The 18,866-nt window shown below is 71.2% G+C and carries 21 protein-coding genes and 4 tRNA genes; 7 read left to right on the plus strand and 18 right to left on the minus strand.

The window, feature by feature from the left end:
• Positions 1-141 precede the first annotated feature (141 nt).
• The 3 genes from nusG to ACZ516_RS27260 all read right to left on the minus strand — a co-directional run bounded on the left by nusG (position 142) and on the right by ACZ516_RS27260 (position 1,625).
• Positions 142-1,083 carry a transcription termination/antitermination protein NusG gene (gene nusG, locus ACZ516_RS27250; protein WP_361082865.1) on the minus strand — a complete coding sequence of 314 codons (942 nt, stop codon included), beginning with the start codon at positions 1,081-1,083 and terminating at the stop codon, positions 142-144.
• Positions 1,084-1,160: 77 nt separating this feature from the next.
• A complete protein-coding gene (gene secE / locus ACZ516_RS27255; RefSeq protein ID WP_358577363.1) occupies positions 1,161-1,445 on the minus strand; it encodes a preprotein translocase subunit SecE in 285 nt (94 codons plus the stop codon).
• Positions 1,446-1,552: 107 nt separating this feature from the next.
• Positions 1,553-1,625: transfer RNA gene (locus ACZ516_RS27260), tRNA-Trp, on the minus strand.
• A gap of 180 nt (positions 1,626-1,805) precedes the next feature.
• Between ACZ516_RS27260 and ACZ516_RS27265 the strand changes: the two genes are divergently transcribed.
• Both ACZ516_RS27265 and ACZ516_RS27270 read left to right on the plus strand, forming a co-directional pair.
• Complete coding sequence (locus tag ACZ516_RS27265; protein WP_358577361.1) at positions 1,806-3,032, plus strand: pyridoxal phosphate-dependent aminotransferase; 1,227 nt, start codon at positions 1,806-1,808, stop codon at positions 3,030-3,032.
• A 136-nt stretch (positions 3,033-3,168) separates the two neighbouring features.
• Positions 3,169-4,188 (plus strand): adenosine deaminase, encoded by a 1,020-nt coding sequence (locus tag ACZ516_RS27270; protein WP_358577358.1) that lies wholly within the window; start codon positions 3,169-3,171, stop codon positions 4,186-4,188.
• On the opposite strand, the gene ACZ516_RS27275 is transcribed toward ACZ516_RS27270, so the two are convergent.
• Positions 4,178-4,771 carry a TetR/AcrR family transcriptional regulator gene (locus tag ACZ516_RS27275; RefSeq protein WP_361082862.1) on the minus strand — a complete coding sequence of 198 codons (594 nt, stop codon included), beginning with the start codon at positions 4,769-4,771 and terminating at the stop codon, positions 4,178-4,180. The two genes, ACZ516_RS27270 and ACZ516_RS27275, sit on opposite strands and share 11 nt — an antisense overlap.
• Positions 4,772-4,864: 93 nt before the next feature.
• Here ACZ516_RS27275 and ACZ516_RS27280 point away from each other — a divergent pair, with 93 nt between their 5' ends.
• Positions 4,865-5,497, plus strand: coding sequence for an NAD(P)-dependent oxidoreductase (locus tag ACZ516_RS27280; protein ID WP_469012168.1), 633 nt, complete (start codon positions 4,865-4,867; stop codon positions 5,495-5,497).
• 79 nt (positions 5,498-5,576) lie between these two features.
• On the opposite strand, the gene ACZ516_RS27285 is transcribed toward ACZ516_RS27280, so the two are convergent.
• The 6 genes from ACZ516_RS27285 to ACZ516_RS27310 form a co-directional block, all read right to left on the minus strand.
• Positions 5,577-6,632 carry a UDP-N-acetylmuramate dehydrogenase gene (locus ACZ516_RS27285; RefSeq protein ID WP_469012012.1) on the minus strand — a complete coding sequence of 352 codons (1,056 nt, stop codon included), beginning with the start codon at positions 6,630-6,632 and terminating at the stop codon, positions 5,577-5,579.
• Between the two features lie 79 nt (positions 6,633-6,711).
• Positions 6,712-7,140: a MaoC family dehydratase gene (locus ACZ516_RS27290; RefSeq protein ID WP_469012014.1), complete on the minus strand. Its 429-nt coding sequence runs from the start codon at positions 7,138-7,140 to the stop codon at positions 6,712-6,714.
• A gap of 4 nt (positions 7,141-7,144) precedes the next feature.
• Positions 7,145-7,609, minus strand: coding sequence for a MaoC family dehydratase N-terminal domain-containing protein (locus tag ACZ516_RS27295; RefSeq protein ID WP_358577350.1), 465 nt, complete (start codon positions 7,607-7,609; stop codon positions 7,145-7,147).
• A 90-nt stretch (positions 7,610-7,699) separates the two neighbouring features.
• The gene (rpmG, locus tag ACZ516_RS27300) at positions 7,700-7,864 is read right to left on the minus strand and encodes a 50S ribosomal protein L33 (protein ID WP_004571794.1); all 165 of its coding nucleotides are present in this window, start codon (positions 7,862-7,864) and stop codon (positions 7,700-7,702) included.
• 88 nt (positions 7,865-7,952) lie between these two features.
• A tRNA-Met gene (locus ACZ516_RS27305) sits at positions 7,953-8,025 on the minus strand.
• A gap of 47 nt (positions 8,026-8,072) precedes the next feature.
• A tRNA-Thr gene (locus tag ACZ516_RS27310) sits at positions 8,073-8,145 on the minus strand.
• 284 nt (positions 8,146-8,429) lie between these two features.
• Between ACZ516_RS27310 and ACZ516_RS27315 the strand changes: the two genes are divergently transcribed.
• Both ACZ516_RS27315 and ACZ516_RS27320 read left to right on the plus strand, forming a co-directional pair.
• On the plus strand, positions 8,430-9,716 hold the full coding sequence (locus ACZ516_RS27315) for an amidohydrolase family protein (protein WP_469012016.1): 1,287 nt from the start codon (positions 8,430-8,432) through the stop codon (positions 9,714-9,716).
• A gap of 169 nt (positions 9,717-9,885) precedes the next feature.
• Entirely contained in the window at positions 9,886-10,542 is a 657-nt protein-coding gene (locus tag ACZ516_RS27320) for an SDR family oxidoreductase (RefSeq protein ID WP_358577345.1), read from the plus strand.
• Positions 10,543-10,591: 49 nt separating this feature from the next.
• Here ACZ516_RS27320 and ACZ516_RS27325 read toward each other — a convergent pair whose 3' ends face one another.
• A complete protein-coding gene (locus ACZ516_RS27325) occupies positions 10,592-10,804 on the minus strand; it encodes a hypothetical protein (RefSeq protein WP_358577343.1) in 213 nt (70 codons plus the stop codon).
• A 141-nt stretch (positions 10,805-10,945) separates the two neighbouring features.
• A tRNA-Tyr gene (locus ACZ516_RS27330) sits at positions 10,946-11,027 on the minus strand.
• 196 nt (positions 11,028-11,223) lie between these two features.
• On the opposite strand from ACZ516_RS27330, the gene ACZ516_RS27335 reads away from it, so the two are divergent.
• Positions 11,224-11,712 (plus strand): YajQ family cyclic di-GMP-binding protein, encoded by a 489-nt coding sequence (locus ACZ516_RS27335; protein ID WP_358577341.1) that lies wholly within the window; start codon positions 11,224-11,226, stop codon positions 11,710-11,712.
• Positions 11,713-11,904: 192 nt separating this feature from the next.
• On the opposite strand, the gene ACZ516_RS27340 is transcribed toward ACZ516_RS27335, so the two are convergent.
• On the minus strand, positions 11,905-12,171 hold the full coding sequence (locus ACZ516_RS27340; protein WP_358577462.1) for a GlsB/YeaQ/YmgE family stress response membrane protein: 267 nt from the start codon (positions 12,169-12,171) through the stop codon (positions 11,905-11,907).
• 102 nt (positions 12,172-12,273) lie between these two features.
• Between ACZ516_RS27340 and ACZ516_RS27345 the strand changes: the two genes are divergently transcribed.
• On the plus strand, positions 12,274-13,506 hold the full coding sequence (locus ACZ516_RS27345) for an APC family permease (protein WP_469012018.1): 1,233 nt from the start codon (positions 12,274-12,276) through the stop codon (positions 13,504-13,506).
• Between the two features lie 171 nt (positions 13,507-13,677).
• Here the strand turns inward: ACZ516_RS27345 and ACZ516_RS27350 are convergent, their stop codons facing one another.
• The 5 genes from ACZ516_RS27350 to ACZ516_RS27370 form a co-directional block, all read right to left on the minus strand.
• Entirely contained in the window at positions 13,678-14,256 is a 579-nt protein-coding gene (locus tag ACZ516_RS27350; RefSeq protein WP_469012020.1) for an SMI1/KNR4 family protein, read from the minus strand.
• A gap of 44 nt (positions 14,257-14,300) precedes the next feature.
• Positions 14,301-14,696, minus strand: coding sequence for a YccF domain-containing protein (locus tag ACZ516_RS27355; RefSeq protein ID WP_361082847.1), 396 nt, complete (start codon positions 14,694-14,696; stop codon positions 14,301-14,303).
• Entirely contained in the window at positions 14,693-15,556 is an 864-nt protein-coding gene (gene htpX / locus ACZ516_RS27360) for a zinc metalloprotease HtpX (RefSeq protein WP_358577331.1), read from the minus strand. Before htpX ends, ACZ516_RS27355 begins: the two co-directional genes overlap by 4 nt.
• A 171-nt stretch (positions 15,557-15,727) precedes the next feature.
• Complete coding sequence (locus tag ACZ516_RS27365) at positions 15,728-17,278, minus strand: NADH-quinone oxidoreductase subunit N (RefSeq protein ID WP_469012021.1); 1,551 nt, start codon at positions 17,276-17,278, stop codon at positions 15,728-15,730.
• On the minus strand, positions 17,275-18,864 hold the full coding sequence (locus ACZ516_RS27370; RefSeq protein ID WP_469012023.1) for a complex I subunit 4 family protein: 1,590 nt from the start codon (positions 18,862-18,864) through the stop codon (positions 17,275-17,277). Before ACZ516_RS27370 ends, ACZ516_RS27365 begins: the two co-directional genes overlap by 4 nt.
• Positions 18,865-18,866: the final 2 nt, after the last annotated feature.

Genomic DNA, 18,866 nt, shown 5'->3' on the forward strand with positions numbered 1-18,866 from the left:
GATGGAGGCATACCGCACAACGATAACGGGTATAGTCGTGCGGCTAAAAACCGAGCAGGTCAGACCGGCTTTGGCAGCCCGTCTGACCTGTTCGGAGGCATGTGGTCCAGAGGAGACCGGGGCGGCCGCGAGGGCCGCCGGCTAGTTCTTCTGGATCTGGTCGAAGCTGAGCTCGACCGGGGTCTCGCGGCCGAAGATCTCGACGAGGCCCTTGACCTTCTTCGAGTCGGCGTTGATCTCGTTGATCGTCGCCTGGAGCGTCGCGAACGGGCCGTCGGTGACGGTGACCGAGTCGCCCACCTCGAAGTCCAGGACCTGGACCTCGACCTTGCGGGCCGGAGCCGGCTTGCCCTCGGCCTCGGCGGCCTCGCGGGCGGCCTTCTCCTCGGCCTCGGGGGCGAGCATCTTGACGATCTCGTCCAGGGTCAGCGGGTAGGGGTCGTAGGCGTTGCCCACGAAGCCGGTGACGCCCGGGGTGTTGCGGACGACGCCCCACGACTCGTTCGTCAGGTCCATGCGCACCAGCACGTAGCCGGGGAGCTTGTTCTGACGGATGGTCTTGCGCTCGCCGTTCTTGATCTGGGCGACCTCTTCCTGCGGCACCTCGGCCTGGAAGATGAAGTCCTCGACGTTCAGCGAGACGGCGCGCTGCTCCAGGTTGGTCTTCACGCGGTTCTCGTAACCGGCGTAGGTGTGGATGACGTACCACTCGCCGGGCAGGGTGCGGAGCTCCTCGCGCAGGGCGACGATCGGGTCGACCGGCTCGGACTCCTCCTCGACGGGCTCCTCGGCGGCGGCTTCGGCGTCGTCGGACGCCTCGTCCTCGGCGGGCTCCTCGTCGGCCTCGGCGGCGTCGATCTCAGCCTCGGCGGCCTCGTCCTCTTCGGACTCGGCGACGGCCTCGGCGTCACCCTCCAGGTGGACGGCAGCCTCCTCGGCGGGCACGCCCGCGGCGGCGTCGGCGGCCTCGGCCTGATCCGGCTCCTCGGCGTCCGCCGCCTCGACGATGTCGAGCTGGTCCTCCACGGACTCCGCGTCCTCTCCGCGAGGCTCGACGGCGTCGTTCAGGTTCGGGTCAGACACGGTGGCTGCTTCTTCCTGGATACAGAGGGGTGGAACGCGCGAAAGGGGCGCCAGGAACGGCGCCCTTCGCTCTCGGCTCAGCCGAAGATGTACTTGACAGCGTGGCTGAAGCCATAGTCAATCACGGTCACAAGACCGATCATGATGACGACAAAGACGATCACCACGGAGGTGTAGGTCGCGAGCTGACTGCGAGTCGGCCAGACGACCTTGCGGAGCTCCGCGATGATCTGGCGGTAGAAGAGCGCGAGACGGCCGAAGGGGCCCTTCTTGCCGCGCTTGCCACCCTTGCGGGCCTTCTTGGACTCCGGCGCCTCGTCCTGGGCATCAGGCTTGTCGATGGAGCCCACGGCGTCCGTCACTCGTCCTCACCTGATTCCGGGTCGTGGCCGTGCCGCGCCCGGTTGAGCCGCACGGCGGTGCGTTGCAGTACGTACATGCGCACACATCCTGGCGAAGGAGTGTGTAGCAGGGCCGGAGGGACTTGAACCCCCAACCGCTGGTTTTGGAGACCAGTGCTCTACCAATTGAGCTACGACCCTTTGATTTCCCCAACCTACCGCATCCGCCCAAGTGCACGGAGTGCGTCGAGAGGGAGCGGCCGGTGAGGGCCAACGAGCAGTGAGTGTACGTGGTCCACGGCCCGCCGTCGAACAGATAGGGCCGTGACGCTCTTGGAAACCGCCGCACCGGGCGCCTGCCAGGTCTGGAACGATGGGGCCATGAGCGCTGCAACTTCTCCGACCGAGCGCCGGGTGTCCGCGCGCATCGGCGCGATCTCCGAGTCCGCGACCCTCGCCGTCGACGCCAAGGCCAAGGCCCTCAAGGCCGCCGGGCGGCCGGTGATCGGCTTCGGCGCGGGTGAGCCCGACTTCCCCACTCCGGACTACATCGTCGAGGCGGCCGTCGAGGCCTGCAAGAACCCGAAGTTCCACCGCTACACCCCGGCCGGCGGCCTCCCCGAGCTCAAGGCGGCCATCGCCACGAAGACGCTGCGCGACTCCGGGTACGAGGTGGACGCCTCGCAGATCCTGGTGACCAACGGCGGCAAGCAGGCCATCTACCAGGCGTTCGCCGCGATCCTCGACCCGGGCGACGAGGTCATCGTCCCGGCCCCCTACTGGACGACGTACCCGGAGTCGATCCGTCTCGCCGGCGGTGTCCCGGTCCCGGTCGTCGCCGACGAGACCACCGGCTACCGCGTCTCCGTCGAGCAGCTGGAGGCCGCCCGCACGGAGCGCACGAAGGTCGTGCTCTTCGTCTCGCCGTCCAACCCCACGGGGGCCGTCTACAGCGAGGCCGACGCCGAGGCGATCGGCCGCTGGGCCGTCGAGCACGGCCTGTGGGTCATGACGGACGAGATCTACGAACACCTCGTCTACGGAGACGCGCGGTTCACCTCGCTCCCCGCGATCCTTCCCGAGCTGCGCGACAAGTGCATCGTGGTCAACGGCGTCGCCAAGACGTACGCGATGACCGGCTGGCGGGTCGGCTGGATCATCGGCCCGAGGGACGTCGTGAAGGCCGCGACGAACCTCCAGTCGCACGCCACGTCGAACGTCTCCAACGTCGCGCAGGCCGCCGCGCTCGCGGCCGTCTCCGGCGACCTGGTCGCCGTGGAGGAGATGCGGGAGGCCTTCGACCGGCGCCGCAAGACCGTCGTGCGGATGCTCAACGACATCCAGGGCGTCGTCTGCCCCGAGCCCGAGGGCGCCTTCTACGCCTACCCCTCGGTGAAGGGCCTGCTCGGCAAGGAGATCCGCGGCAAGCGCCCGCAGGACTCCGTGGAGCTGGCCGCGCTGATCCTGGAGGAGGCCGAGGTCGCGGTGGTCCCGGGCGAGGCCTTCGGGACGCCCGGTTATCTGCGGCTCTCCTACGCGCTCGGTGACGCGGACCTCGTCGAGGGCGTCTCGCGGCTGCAGAAGCTGCTGGCCGAGGCCCGCGACTGACCTCGTCCGACAGCGCTCCACGCGCGCGTGCGGGCCGTCTCTCTTCCGAAGAGGCGGCCCGTTTCTTCGTTCGGAGGAGGCCACGAAGGGGGAATCGCGCTACCGGCACACCTGGTGCGTACGGCAAGATCCTCCAATGGAGCGCGTACGAGACATACGAGAGCTGCCCAAGGCCCATCTGCACCTGCACTTCACCGGGTCCATGCGGCCCGCGACGCTGCTCGAACTCGCCGACAAGTACGGGGTACGGCTCCCGGACGCGCTGACCGGCGCCGAGCCGCCGAAGCTGCGCGCCACCGACGAGCGGGGTTGGTTCCGCTTCCAGCGGCTCTACGACGCCGCGCGCTCCTGCCTGCGGGAGCCCGAGGACATCCGGCGCCTGGTGCGGGAGGCCGCCGAGGAGGACGTGCGGGACGGCTCGGGGTGGCTGGAGATCCAGGTCGACCCGACCTCGTACGCGCCGCGGCTCGGCGGGCTCATCCCGGCCCTGGAGATCATCCTGGACGCGGTCGAGGCCGCCTCGCGGGAGACCGGCCTCGGGATGCGGGTGCTGGTCGCCGCGAACCGCATGAAGCACCCGCTGGACGCCCGTACGCTGGCCCGCCTCGCGGTGCGCTACGCGGACCGGGGCATCGTCGGCTTCGGGCTCTCCAACGACGAGCGGCGCGGCATGGCCAGGGATTTCGACCGCGCCTTCGCGATCGCGCGGGACGGCGGGCTCCTCGCGGCGCCGCACGGCGGCGAGCTGACCGGGCCCGCGTCGGTGCGGGACTGCCTGGACGACCTGCACGCGGTTCGGATCGGGCACGGGGTGCGGGCCGCCGAGGACCCGCGGCTCCTGAAGCGGCTCGCGGACCGCGGGGTGACGTGCGAGGTGTGCCCGGCCTCCAACGTCGCCCTCGGGGTCTACGAGAAGCCCGAGGACGTGCCGCTGCGCACGCTCTTCGACGCGGGGGTGCCGATGGCGCTCGGCGCCGACGACCCGCTGCTCTTCGGCTCGCGCCTCGCGGCCCAGTACGAGATCGCGCGCGAGCACCACGCCTTCGACGACGCCGAACTGGCCGAGCTGGCGCGGCAGTCGATCCGCGGTTCGGCCGCCCCCGTGGACGTACGGGAGAAGCTGCTGTCCGGGGTGGACGCCTGGCTCAGCGGCTGATGCCGGTGAGGAGTGTGCGGGCGAGGGCGGCCGCGAACTCCTCGACGGGCTGCGGCTCGGCGGCCACGGCGTCGTAGGCGAAGGCCCGCTGCGCGCAGGCGCCCAGGAGCAGCGAGGCGGCCGCGAAGGTGTCGGCGTCCGCGGCGATGCGCCCGGCGGCGCGCTCGGCGCGGAGGTAGGCGTCCAGGGCCTCGATGGGCATGTGGGGGCCGGTGCCCAGCTCCCGGAGCGCGTCCTCGTGGCGCCGCTTGAGCTTGGGCTCGGCGTACAGGGACGCGGCGATCGGGAAGCTCTCGGCGTAGAAGCCGGTGGCGAGCCGGGCGATCTCGGTGAGGTTCTCCTCGACGCCCCGCTCCCCCGGGTCCTCGGCGAGGCGGTGCAGCAGCGGGCCGAGCTTGGGCAGCCTCTCCTGGAGGACGCTCACGAACAGCTCCTCCTTGCCGGCGAAATGCTTGTAGAGCGCCGCTTCGGAGCAGCCGGCCGACTTGGCGATCTCCTTGGTGGTGGCACGGGCGAGGCCGATGGTGAGCATGAGTTCGTGCGCCGCGTCGAGGATGCGGGCCCGGGTGGGCTTCTGCTGCATGTGCCGTCCCAAGAGGCTTGACGTGAGGTGAGCGGATACTCACTCTAGGGGTGAGTGAATACTTACCCACCTGGAGGGCGCGTGGTGAACACTGTGAGGCTGACGGTCTTCGGGGCCACCGGGGGCATCGGCGGGGAGATAGTCCGGCAGGCTCTCGCGGCGGGTCACGAGGTCACGGCCGTGGTGCGCGACCCCGCGCGGCTGAGCGCGTCGGGAGAGGGCCTGGAGGTGTTCCGGGCCGATCTGGGGGACGCCGAGGCGCTGCGGGCCGCGGTGGCCGGCCGGGACGCGGTCCTTTCCGGGCTCGGGGCCCGCAGGCGGGCGGACGCGGGGGTCGCGGCCCGCCTCACGCGGTCCGTGGTGGACGCGATGGAGGCCGAGGGGACGCGCAGGCTCCTGGTGGTGAGCGCGGCCCCGGTCGGTCCCCCGGCCGAGCGCCAGCCGTTGCTCGACCGGGCCCTGGGCGCGGTGGTCAGCGCGGTCCTGAAGGAGGTCTACGACGATCTGCGGGCCATGGAGGCCGACTTGGCGCGCAGCACCACGGACTGGACGTCCGTACGCCCACCGAAGCTGCGGGACAAGCCGGTGACGGGCGTCTACCGCAGGGTCGTGGGCGGCACTCCGCGCAGCGGGCGGTCCATCGGGCGCGCCGATGTGGCGCACGCGATGCTGGCGATGGTCGGTGATCCCTCGACGGTGAGGCAGGGGGTGGGGGTGGCGTACTAGCCACCCCCGTGGCGGATTGGCGCCCGGCTCGGCGGGCCTGGGGCCTGGCCTGATGGGCCACCTCGGGCCCGATCGTCGGCTACAGGCTGACGCCCACCATCACCGGCTCGTTGACCAGCGTGACCCCGAAGGCGTCCCGCACGCCGGCGACGACCTCGCGGGCGAGGGCCAGGAGGTCCTCGGTGCTGGCTGAGCCGCGGTTGGTGAGGGCGAGGGTGTGCTTGGTGGAGATGCGGGCCGGGCCCTCTCCGTAGCCCTTCGTGAAGCCCGCCTTGTCGATGAGCCAGGCGGCGGACGTCTTCACGCGGCCGTCCCCGGCCGGGAAGGCGGGCGGGGCGATGTCCGGGCCGAGACGGTCCGCCACGCGCGCGTGGAAGGCCGCGAACTCCGCCTCGCCGAGGATCGGGTTGGTGAAGAAGGAGCCGGCCGACCAGCTGTCGTGGTCCTCGGGGTCGAGCACCATCCCCTTACCGGCGCGCAGCTTCAGGACGGTCTCCCGGGCGACGGCGGCCGGTACCCGGTCACCCGCCTCGACGCCGAGGGTGCGCGCCGTCTCCGGGTACTTGATGGGGGCGCTCATCCCCTGGGCGTCCTCGAGCTCGAAGCGGACCCGCAGGACCACGAAGCGCTCCGGTTCGGCCTTGAAGCGGCTGTGGCGGTAGGAGAACGCGCAGTCGGCGTTCGCGATCACCACCGTCTCGCGCGTCTTCCGGTCGTACGCGATCACTTCGGTGATCGTCGACGAGACCTCCTGGCCGTACGCCCCCACGTTCTGGATCGGCGTCGCACCCGCGGAGCCGGGGATCCCGGCGAGGCACTCGATGCCCGCGAGGCCCGCCTCGACGGTGCCGGCGACCGCGTCCGTCCAGACCTCGCCGGCCGCCAGCTCCAGCTTCGTGCCGTCGAGCGCGAAGCCCTGGGTGGCGATGCGCAGGGCGGTGCCGTCGAACCCCTTGTCGCCGATGACCAGGTTCGAACCGCCGCCGATGAGCAGCAGCGGGGTCCCGGAGTCGTCAGCCTCCCGGACGGCGGCGATCACCTCGGCGTCGGTCGTCGCGGTGATCAGGCGGGTCGCGGGGCCACCGAGACGGAAGGTGGTCAGCGGGGCGAGGGGGGCGTCGTGGAGTTCCTGCACGTGCTCAAGAGTACGAGAACGGCCCCGCCGGTCCTGGCGGGGCCGTTCTCGTGGGGCGCGGAGCCCGGTCCGGTGGCCGTCAGGCCAGTCGTACGACCGCTCGCGACATGCCGAGGACCTTCTGGCCCTCGCTCTTGGCGAGGAGGTCGACGCGGACGCGGTTGTCGTCCAGCTTGGCGGCGACCTTGGCGCTGACCTCGATGGTGGCGCCCTTGTCGTCGTTGGGGACGACGACGGGCCTGGTGAAGCGCACGCCGTACTCGACGACGGCCGCCGGGTCGGCCACCCAGTCGGTCACCACTCGGATCGCCTCGGCCATGGTGAACATGCCGTGCGCGATGACGTCGGGGAGGCCGACCTCCACCGCGAACTTCTCGTTCCAGTGGATGGGGTTGAAGTCCCCCGAGGCGCCCGCGTACTGGACGAGCGTGGCGCGGGTCACCGGGAACGTCTGCGCCGGCAGTTCGGTGCCGACCTCGACGTCGTCGTAGAAAATCTTCGCCGTCATCGTCTCAGGCCCCCTCTGTCGCGGTCTCCGCCGCGCGCGCGACGAGCTTGGTCCAGGCGGTCACGACGTGCTCGCCGGCCTCGTCGTGGACCTCGCCGCGGACGTCCAGGACGTCGTTGCCCGCGAGCGACTTGATGTCGTCGATGGTCGAGGTGACCGTGAGGCGGTCACCCGCGCGCACCGGACGCGTGTAGGCGAACTTCTGGTCGCCGTGCACGACGCGGCTGTAGTCCAGCCCCAGCTGCGGGTCCTGGATCACCTGGCCCGCGGCCTTGAAAGTGATCGCGAACACAAAAGTCGGCGGGGCGATCACATCGGGGTGACCGAGGGCCTTGGCGGCTTCCGCGTCGGTGTACGCGGGATTGGTGTCCCCCACCGCCTCGGCGAACTCGCGGATCTTCTCCCGGCCGACCTCATAAGGATCAGTGGGCGGATAGGACCGCCCCACGAAGGACTGGTCGAGCGCCATGGACTCGGTACCTCCTGTGGTTGGTTTTCGTAAAAACGACACGAGGCCGCCCCCAGCAATCGGGGACGGCCTCGTGTACGAGCCTGAGTATCAGCGCGTTTCGCGGTGCGCAGTGTGCGCGTTGCAGCGCGGACAGTGCTTCTTCATCTCAAGACGGTCCGGGTCGTTACGCCGGTTCTTCTTGGTGATGTAGTTCCGCTCCTTGCACTCCACGCAGGCCAGCGTGATCTTCGGGCGGACGTCGGTGGCAGCCACGTGAGTGCTCCTTGGACGGACGATGGACGGATGAACGCATAAAAGAGTAGCCGATCGAAGGACCGACCCCACAATCGGCTACCAGGAGTAGCGGTGACCGGACTTGAACCGGTGACACAGCGATTATGAGCCGCTTGCTCTACCGACTGAGCTACACCGCTGCGATGCCGGATCCCCCCGCCCGAAGGCGAGGATCACTCGACATCAGAGCCCCAATGCGGAATCGAACCGCAGACCTTCTCCTTACCATGGAGACGCTCTACCGACTGAGCTATTGGGGCGAGCGATGAAGACATTACACGGTTGGTCGCCGATCGCCCAAATCCGTTTCGCCGGGGCCGTCCGGGGGGACTGGACGACCGCCTCAGGCGTCCGCGGAGGCCCCGTCCGAACCGTCGGCAACCCGTGGCACCACGCCGGTACGACTTACCCGTGGCACCACACCGGTACGACTATTGCGCTCCTCCTCGAAGGGCGCCTGTCGCCGTCCTAGGCTCGGCACACGCTGCGTGATCTTGACGCCCCTCCTCGACGACAGCAGCCGCCCCCGAACCCCAGGAACGCGATGCCCGACAGCCAGCCGCAGCAGCCCCACTCCTCCGGCTCCTCCGGTCCCGATCCGGCGGACGGGTCCGGGTCGCTGCTGCTCTGCGGAGCCCGGCTCACCGACGGCAGGACGGTGGACGTCCGGCTCGGCGGCGGGCGCATCGAGGCGGTCGGCACGGCCGGCAGCCTGGCCGCGCACGGGTCGCGGGTGGACCTCGGCGGCTATCTGCTGCTGCCGGCGGCCGCGGAGCCGCACACGCACGGCGACACGGCCCTGACGGCGGACGTGGCGGGCCCCGTCTCGTACGAGGTGCCCGACGTGCAGCGCAGGGCCACCGAGGCCGCCCTGCTCCAGCTCGGGCACGGCGCCACCGCGCTGCGGGCGCATGTGCGGATCGGCGACGTCCAGGGGCTCGGCCCGATGGAGGCGGTGCTCCAGGCGCGGCGTTCGCTGCGCGGCCTGGTCGACCTGGCGGCGGTCGCGGTGCCGCGGCTGCTGACCGGCGTCGCGGGCGCCGACGGGCTCGCGATGCTGCGGGACGCGGTGAAAATGGGCGCCTCCGTAGTGGGCGGATGCCCTGATCTCGACCCCGACCCGACGGGGTACACGGAGGCGGTCCTGGAACTCGCCGCCGAGCACGGCTGCCCCGTCGACCTGCATACGGACGGTGACGATCCGGCGCGGCTCGGGCGGCTCGCGGCGATGGCCGCCGGGCTGCGGGCCGGGGTGACGGTGGGCCCGTGCGGCGGCCTCGGACGCCTGCCGGCGGAGGTGGCCTCGCGCGCCGCCGAGCAGGTGGCGGCGTCCGGGGTGACGGTGGTCTGCCTTCCGCAGGGCGGGTGCGGGAGCGCGGAGCGGCGCGGAGTGGCGCCGGTGCGGCTGCTGCGGTCGGCCGGGGTGCGGGTGGCGGCGGGCAGCGGGACCATGCGGGACGTCTCGAACCCTGTGGGGCGCGGGGATCCGCTGGAGGCCGCGTATCTGCTGGCCTCGCGGGGCGGGCTGCGGCCCGAGGACGCCTACGGCACGGTGAGCGGGGCGGCGCGGGCGGCCATGGGGCTGCCCGAGGTGCGGGTGGAGGCCGGTTTCCCGGCCGAGCTGCTCGCGGTGCGCGGCGACCGGCTCGCGGGGGCGCTGTCGCTCGCGTACAGCCGGATCGTGGTGCACCGGGGGCGCGTGGTGGCGCGGACCAGCGCGGTGCGTGAGTACTGCGACTCGGCGGCCGCGGTGGCCCTGGACCTGCCCCGGCAGGGCCGGGCCAAGGGGAGCGACCCTGGGTGGCCGAGGGGCGGCGAGACGCCTTCGTAGCGTGAGTTGAGCGGTCGTCATGGGGCGTGCCGGGGTGACGCCGTGGCCGAGTGGGGCGCGTGGGCGGTTGGGCGACCGGGCGGCTGTCAACGCGCGCGTAAGCGTGATCCCCGGGAGCCGCGTGCTCCGCGTGCGGCGGACGGGTCCGCACTGTCGTACGGTCGAAGACATGCGCATTGTCATCGCTGGAGGTCATGGTCAGATCGCGTTGCGGCTGGAGCGTTTGCTCGCCGCGCGCGGTGACGAGGTCGCAGGGCTGATCCGCAACGCCGGACAGGAAGCCGATCTGCGAGAGGCCGGCGCCGAACCGGTGCTGTGCGACCTGGAGTCGGCGTCGGTCGACGAGGTCGCCGAGCACTTGCGCGGCGCCGACGCCGCCGTGTTCGCGGCGGGCGCGGGACCGGGCAGCGACGCCGCCCGCAAGAACACCGTCGACCGGGGGGCCGCCGTGCTCTTCGCGGACGCGGCGGAGCGGGCCGGGGTGCGGCGGTACGTCGTGGTGTCGTCGATGGGCGCGGACCCCGCGCACGAGGGGGACGAGGTCTTCGACGCGTACCTGCGCGCCAAGGGCGAGGCGGACGCGGAGGTACGCGCGCGTGCCGCCCTGGACTGGACGATCCTGCGCCCCGGGATGCTGACGGACGACGCCGGCACCGGGCTCGTACGTCTGGAGGCGTCGACGGGGCGCGGGCCGGTGCCGCGTGACGACGTCGCCGCGGTGCTCGCGGAACTCGTGGAGACCCCGGCGACGGCCGGGCTGACGCTGGAGCTGATCAGCGGTTCCGTACCGGTGTCGGTGGCGGTCAAGTCGGTCGCCGGGAACTGAGCTTCCCCGGCGGCTTCAGCGCGACGGGGGCCCGCGCGGGGCGGCCCGTTCAGAAGAGCGGGAGCTGCCCCGGCAGGTCCGGGACCGTGTAGCCGTCCAGGGCGGGCTGTGCGGCGCCCAGCGGGGCCTGTCGGCGGGATCCCGGGCAGGAGACGAGCTCGCCGCTGGTGCGCGCGCCGGGCGGGTCGTGGCGGGCGAACCGTCCGCCGACGACGGCGATCTCACGGCGGCACTCCGGGCAGTTTCTGCGGCGGGACGACATGCCCCCATTTTGTGCCCCGCCCCGCGCGCGGAGTGCACGAAAAGTCCTCGCGGAGGCAAGTCCCCGCGGAGGAAAGTCCTCGCGCACGAAAAGACCCTCCCCGTCCTGCGTTTCCGCAAGTCGGGGAGGGTCTCCTTCGTGTGGCGGCGCCAGGATTCGAACCTGGGAAGGCTGAGCCGGCAGATTTACAGTCTGCTCCCTTTGGCCGCTCGGGCACACCGCCTGGGTCGCTGCCTCGCCCCGCTTTCGCGGCGCTCCGTGGCAACGACGTAAACGATACCTGATGCACAGGGGTGCTTCGCCACCCGATTGAGCGCCACCCGGCGTGGCGGCGGTGACTAGGCTTTGCGGATGCGGCCAGCGTCAGGCGGCCGTGTATCCGCTGAGTACGCACACCCCGATACAAGGAGCCACAGGACATGGCCGACTCCAGTTTCGACATCGTCTCGAAGGTCGAGCGGCAAGAGGTCGACAACGCCCTCAACCAGGCCGCCAAGGAGATCTCGCAGCGCTACGACTTCAAGGGCACCGGTGCCTCGATCTCGTGGTCCGGCGAGAAGATCCTGATGGAGGCGAGCGGCGAGGAGCGGGTCAAGGCGATCCTCGATGTCTTCCAGTCCAAGCTGGTCAAGCGCGGCATCTCGCTGAAGTCGCTGGACGCGGGCGAGCCGCAGCTGTCCGGCAAGGAGTACAAGATCTTCGCCTCGATCGAGGAGGGCATCTCCCAGGAGAACGCGAAGAAGGTCGCCAAGATCATCCGCGATGAGGGCCCGAAGGGCGTCAAGGCGCAGGTCCAGGGCGACGAGCTGCGGGTCAGCTCGAAGAGCCGCGACGACCTCCAGGCCGTGCAGGCGCTTCTCAAGGGCCAGGACTTCGACTTCGCGCTGCAGTTCGTGAACTACCGGTAGCCAACCGGCCTGACCTGCACGACCGGTAGCCAACCGGTCTGACCTGCGCGGACGTTGCCAGGCAGAGTCCACAGGACGCGATGGGGGCGCACCGCCGAGGACAGCTCGGCGATGCGCCCCCGTCGCGTCTGTTGGCGCCCGGCCAGTGCCCTGACCTGGCTTCCTCGCGCCCCGAGTGGGAGCGGCGGCCGCTCAGCGCCGCGAGTGGCCGAAGAGGATGCGGTAGGCGACGAGCAGGACGAGGGAGCCGCCGATGGCCGCCGCCCAGGTGGCGCCGTCGTAGAAGTGGTTGTCGATCGGCCGGTCGAGGTAGCGGGCGGATATCCAGCCGCCGGTGAAGGCGCCCGCGATGCCGATGACGGTCGTGCCGATGAAGCCGCCCGGGTCGCGGCCGGGCAGCAGCACTTTGGCGGCGGCCCCGGCGAGCAGCCCCAGAACGATCCAGCTGATGACGCCCATGTGATGACCCGGCCTTCCCGCGCGGTGAGCTTTTGTGCGCTGTTGTCCGGGAAGACGTCTCTACGGAGTGACACGGTTGCGGTGATCCGTAAGGTGCGGCGCATGACACAGCAGCCAGAGCTGCGGCGGACCCTTGGTGTGTTCGACGCGGTGATGATCGGCCTCGGGTCGATGGTGGGGGCGGGGATCTTCGCGGCGCTCGGGCCGGCGGCGGGCGCCGGCGGCTCGGGGGTGCTGATCGGGCTCGCGGTGGCCGCCGTGGTCGCGTACTGCAACGCGACGGCGTCCGCGCGCCTCGCCGCCCGCTACCCCGCGTCCGGCGGCACCTACGTCTATGGGCGGGAGCGGCTCGGGGAGTTCTGGGGGTACTTGGCGGGCTGGGCGTTCGTCGTCGGCAAGACGGCGTCCTGTGCGGCGATGGCGCTGACCGTCGGGACATACGTGTGGCCGGGACAGGCGCACGCGGTGGCGGTCGCGGCCGTGGTGCTGCTCACCGCCGTGAACTACCTGGGCGTCCAGAAGTCGGCCTGGCTGACACGCGGGATCGTGGCGGTGGTGCTCGCCGTCCTGGTGGCGGTCGTCGTCGCCTGTCTCGGCTCGGGCGGATCCGGGGCCGGACGGCTCGACGTGGGGCTCTCGGACGGGCTCGGTGGCGTGCTCCGGGCCGCCGGCCTGCTGTTCTTCGCCTTCGCGGGCTACGCGCGGATCGCGACGCTCGGCGAGGAGGTGCGCGACCCGGCGCGCACCATTCCGCGGGCGATCCCGCTGGCGTTGGGCATCGCCCTGTGCGTGTACGCGGCCGTGGCGGTCGCCGCGCTCTCCGTCCTCGGGGTCGCGGGGCTCGCCGACGCGACCGCGCCGCTGGCCGACGCCGTACGGGCGGCGGGTGTGCCGGGGCTGGTTCCCGCCGTGCGGGTGGGGGCCGCCGTGGCGGCGCTCGGCTCGCTGCTCGCGCTGATCCTGGGCGTCTCGCGGACGACGCTGGCCATGGCGCGCGACAGGCATCTGCCGGGGGCGCTCGCAGCCGTGCATCCCCGCTTCCGGGTGCCGCACCGCGCCGAGTTGGCCGTCGGGGCGGTGGTCGCGGTGGCCGCGGCGACGGTGGACGTGCGCGGGGCGATCGGCTTCTCCTCCTTCGGAGTGCTCGTGTACTACGCGATCGCCAACGCCTCGGCGTGGACGCTCGCTTCGGCGCCCGCCACGCGTGCCGTGCCCGCGGTAGGCGGCCTCGGCTGCGTGGTGCTGGCGTGCGCGCTGCCGGTGCCCTCCGTGGCGGCCGGTGGGGCGGTGCTGGCGGTAGGGGTCGTGGCCTACGGAGTACGAAGGTGGCGCTGACGCGGCGGGCAGCGTGCGCGGGCATGGGTGCGGGACGCTTCGGATAGGGGGGACGCTTCGGGGAGAGGGCACGCTTCGGGCAGGCGGGACCCTTCAGATAGGGGGCACGCTTCGGGCAGGCCGCATCACGCTTCCGGGCAGGCGGTGCCTGGAGCGGAGGCCCCCACATCCCTACCGCGGTACGCGCCTAGGCCTCACGCCTGTATGCGGGCCACGCCCCCCCGCGGCGTCCCGCCACTCCGGCAGTTCGACACCGTCGTTGGCGTCCTCGTACCAGCCGGTGCCGTCGAGCCAGGCGGTGAGCCAGGACGCGAGGCTCGGGGAGTCGATGAACCAGGCGTGCTCGGGGTCGCCGCCGTTGGGCTCGAAGAGCAGCACCTGGCCCTCGTCCGTACGGCAGTCCACGCACGCGTACATCGCGCAGCCCCAGTGGGATATCGGCAGCACGCCCTCGGGCCAGTCCCAGTCGTCGCGGTGGCGCATCCCGAGGTACTTGTCGACGACGGGCGGCTCTGCCCCGGACGACTTCTCTTCGAGCAGGGGCAACAGGCCGTACTCCGGGCCGAATCCGCCGTCGCCTATGCGGGTGTACAGCGAGGCGAGCAGCGGCGGCAGGCGAAAGCCCAGGGCGGTTTCCGCCCGTGCCAGCGTGTCCGCGTCCACGGGCGCGGGCAGGGTGTCCCAGCCCCAGGGGCGGGTGGCGCGCGCCGCGGCGGCGACGCGGGCCAGCAACTGCTCGGTGTCCGTCATGAGTTCATGGTGGACCACGGCACTGACAACGCGGCCCGTCAGCGTCAGTAGCGCCCGGCGAACGGCTGGTCGGTGCGGACGATCTCGCGGCCGAGCGGCAGGAGCGAGACCGGGATCAGCTTGAAGTTGGCGACGCCCAGGGGGATGCCGATGATCGTGACGCACAGGAGGAAGCCGGTCACGAGGTGGCCGATCGCGAGCCACCAGCCGGCGAGGACCAGCCACAGGACGTTGCCCAGGCACGAGGGCGCTCCCGCGTCACGGCGCTCGACCGTGGTGTAGCCGAAGGGCCACAGGGCATAGCGGCCGATGCGGAAGCTGGCCAGGCCGAACGGGATGCCGATGATCGTGACGCAGAGCAGCACGCCCGCCAGCAGGTATCCCAGGAACATCCAGAATCCGCAGAGGAGGAGCCATATGACGTTGAGGATTGGCTTCACTGGTGGCGACCTGCCATCTGCTCGAGTCGGGCGATGCGCTCCGCCATCGGCGGATGCGTGGAGAACATCTTGGACATGCCCTGCCCCGGGCGGAAGGGATTGGCGATCATCATGTGACTCGCCGTCTCCAGGCGGGGTTCGGGCGGTAGCGGCAACTGCTTGGTGCCCACTTCCAGTTTGCGCAGGGCGCTCGCGAGGGCGAGCGGGTCGCCGGTCAGCTGGGCGCCGGAGGCGTCGGCCTCGTACTCCCTGGAACGGCTGATGGCCAGCTGGATGACGGAGGCCGCCAGCGGGCCGAGCAGGGCGATCAGGAGTACGCCGAAGAGGCCGGGGCCCTCGTTGTCGTTCGACCGGCCGACGGGGATGAGCCAGGCGAAGTGGGCCAGGAACATGATCACGGAGGCCAGGGCGCCCGCGACGGAGGAGATCAGGATGTCGCGGTTGTAGACGTGGCTCAGCTCGTGGCCGATGACGCCGCGCAGTTCACGCTCGTCCAGGAGGCGCAGGATGCCGTCGGTGCAGCACACCGCCGCGTTGCGCGGGTTGCGGCCCGTCGCGAAGGCGTTCGGGGCCTCTGTGGGCGAGATGTACAGGCGGGGCATGGGCTGGCGGGCCTGGGTGGAGAGCTCGCGGACCATGCGGTACAGCGCGGGGGCCTCGAATTCGCTCACCGGGCGGGCCCGCATGGCGCGCAGGGCCAGCTTGTCGCTGTTCCAGTACGCGTACGCGTTGGTGCCGAGCGCTACCAGGAGCCCGACGCCCAGCCCCGTACGCCCGAAGAAACTGCCGACGACAAGGATGAGCGCGGACAGTCCCCCGAGGAGTACGGCGGTCTTCAACCCGTTGTGCCGGCGGTGCACGGTACGCCCTCCTGGTGGTGCGTGGGGGAACCCTCTGTCGACTGGTGCTTCCACTGTTCAGTGGACCCTCCCGTACTGGTCAACGCCAGGCGGGGAGCACTAGTTCCCTTGTGCGCTCAGGAGCGGGTGTAGGCCGCGCGGGTGACGGCCCGGGGGCACCCGGGGGCGGTGTCAGAAGAGGCCGGTGTCGGAGAACCTCAGGACGAGCTGGGGCGCTCCGGAGAGCGCGATGCCGAGGACGGCGGTCAGCGCGATGGCCGCCTTGAGCGGCGCCGGTACGCGGTGCTCGGCCGGCTCGCCCTCGGGGGCGCGGAACAGGAGCGCGGTCCACTGGAGGTAGTAGTAGAGCGCGATCACGACGTTCGCGGCCATCACCACGGCGAGCCAGCCGAGCCCCGCGTCGACCGCGGCCGAGAAGACCGTGACCTTGGCGAAGAGGCCGATGATGCCGGGCGGCAGACCCGCGAGGCAGAGCAGGAAGAAGGCCAGTACGAGGGCGGCCAGGGGGTTGCGCGCGTACAGGCCGCGGTAGTCGCTGACGCGGTTCAGGCGCTGGCCGCGGCCGACGAGCGCGGCCACGGCGAAGGCCCCCAGGTTCACGGCGGCGTACATCAGGGCGTACGCGACGGTGGAGCCGACGGCCTTCTCGGCGCCCGCCTCGTTGTCGGCGTATCCGGCGGCGGCGATCGGCACCAGGAGGTAGCCGGCCTGGCCCACCGAGGACCAGGCGAGGAGGCGGACCGCACTGTACGCGCGCGTGGACTGCTGCCGCAGGGCGGCGACGTTGCCCGCCGTCATGGTGAGCGCCGCGAGGACGGCGAGCACCGGCCCCCACACGTCCGCGTACGAGGGGAAGGCGACGACCGTCACGAGGATGAGCCCCGTGAAGCCGACGGCCTTCCCGACGACCGACAGGTACGCGGCGACGGGCAGGGGCGCGCCTACGTAGGTGTCCGGTACCCAGAAGTGGAAGGGGACGGCCGCCACCTTGAAGGCGAAGCCGACGAGGGTCAGGGCGACGCCGGTCTGGGCGAGCGTGTGCAGCTGCCCGCCGGTGACCTCGGGGTCCTGGAGCTTCGTCGCGATCTCGGTGAGGTGCAGGGTGCCCGTCGCCGCGTACACGAAGCTGACGCCCAGGAGGGTCACGGCGGTCGCGGTGACCGAGGAGAGGAAGAACTTCAGAGCGGCTTCGGAGGAGCGCTTGTCGCCGTACTTGAGGCCCACCAGGGCGAAGGCGGGCAGGGAGGCCACCTCCAGGGCGACGACGAGCGTCGCGAGGTCGCGTGAGGCGGGCAGCAGGGCGGCGCCCGCGGCCGAGGACAGCAGCAGGAACCAGTACTCCCCCGCCGGGAGTTCGCCCTCGCCGTGCTGGGCGTCCTTCAGGGCGCTCATCGAGAGCAGAGCGGCCAACAGGGCGCCGCCGAGGACGAGGAGCTGGATGACCAGGGTGAAGCGGTCCGCGGTGTAGCTGCACGCGTGCGTGCCGCCGCCGGTCAGGCAGAAGGTCGAGCGGTCGTCGTCCAGGAGCGGCAGCAGGGCTAGGGCCGCCGCGGCAAGGCCCGCCACGGAGATCCAGCCGAGGAGCGCCTTCTTGCCGTCACCCACGAAGAGGTCGGCCACGAGCACGACGAGGCCGACGACCGCCGCGATGGTCGGCGGCGCGATCGCGAGCCAGTCGACGGACTGGACGAGGCTTGCGGCGCTTTCGGCGGCCACGGTCACGACTTGCCTCCAGTGAGGAGCTTCTGCACGGCCGGGTCGGTCAGGCCGAGGAGAGCCGCGGGCCAGAGTCCGGCGAGGACGGTGAGGGCGACGAGCGGCGTCCAGGCGGCGAACTCGTGGCCGTGGACGTCGGCGATCGCCGTGGGCGCGGGCTCGGCGGTGGTGCGCGGCATCGGGCCCATGCAGACACGGCGTACGACGATGAGCATGTACGCGGCGGTGAGCAGGGTGCCGAGGGCGGCGATCGCCATGAAGGTGAGGAAGGCGGGGCGGCTCAGGTCGTCGGCGGGCTCGAACGCGCCGAAGAGCGCGAGCATCTCGCCCCAGAACCCGGCCAGGCCCGGCAGTCCGAGGGAGGCGACGGCGCCGAAGGCGAGCAGGCCGCCGAGCCGGGGGGCCTTGCCGTAGAGCGCCGCGCCGGACTCCTGGGCGAGGGAGTCGAGGTCGGTGGTGCCGGTGCGGTCCTTGAGGGCGCCGACGAGGAAGAAGAGCAAGCCGGTGATGAGGCCGTGCGCGACGTTGGCGAACAGGGCGCCGTTCACACCGGTCGGACTCATCGTCGCGATGCCGAGCAGGACGAAGCCCATGTGGCCGACGGACGAGTACGCGATGAGGCGCTTGAGGTCGCCCTTCGCGCCGCGCTTGGCGAGGGCGAGGCAGGCCAGCGATCCGTAGATGATCCCGACGACCGCGAAGGCGGCGAGGTACGGCGCGAACTCCCGCATTCCGTCGGGGGCGATGGGCAGCAGAATGCGGACGAACCCGTACGTACCCATCTTCAGCAGTACGCCGGCCAGCAGCACGGAGCCGATGGTCGGCGCGGCGGTGTGGGCGTCCGGCAGCCAGCTGTGCAGCGGCCACATCGGTGTCTTGACCGCGAGCCCGATTCCGATCGCCAAAACGGCGGTGACCTGCACCGATGTGGTCAGTCCGAGGCGATTGTCAGTGGCGAGTGCCACCATGTCGAAGGTGCCGGACTTGAGCCCGATCAGGAGCAGGCCCAGCAGCATCACGACGGAACCGAGCAGCGTGTAGAGGATGAACTTCCAAGCGGCCCGGGTCCGTTGCTCACCGCCCCAGCGGGCGATGAGGAAGTACATCGGGATGAGCACCATCTCGAACGCCAGGAAGAACAGCAGCAGATCGAGCACGGCGAAGGTCGCGAGGGTGCCGGACTCGAGGACGAGGATCAGTGCGACGAATGCCTTCGGGGACGGGCCCGCGGGCATTTTGAAGTAGCTGTGGAGCGCGCAGAGGAAGGTCAGCAGCGCGGTCAGGACCAGAAGGGGGAGCGAGATGCCGTCGATGCCGAGATGGATGCGCACGTCGAGTGCGGGGATCCAGCTGATGTCGGTCGTGGCCTGCATCTTCGACGGCTGGTCGTGGTCGAAGCCGAGCGCGAGGGTGAGCGCCGCGATCAGGACGACGCCGGTCACCAGTACACCGTGGCGGAGCACGGCCTGGTCGGGCGACTTTCCCTTCAGCCCGGGCGGCGCCGGCAGCAGGGCGGCCGCGGCGCCGATGAGCGGGCCGACGACGATCAACGCCAGAAGAAACTGCATCACGGACTCACTCATACCGATCACGG

Source organism: Streptomyces sp. NPDC034037 (genome assembly GCF_055575715.1).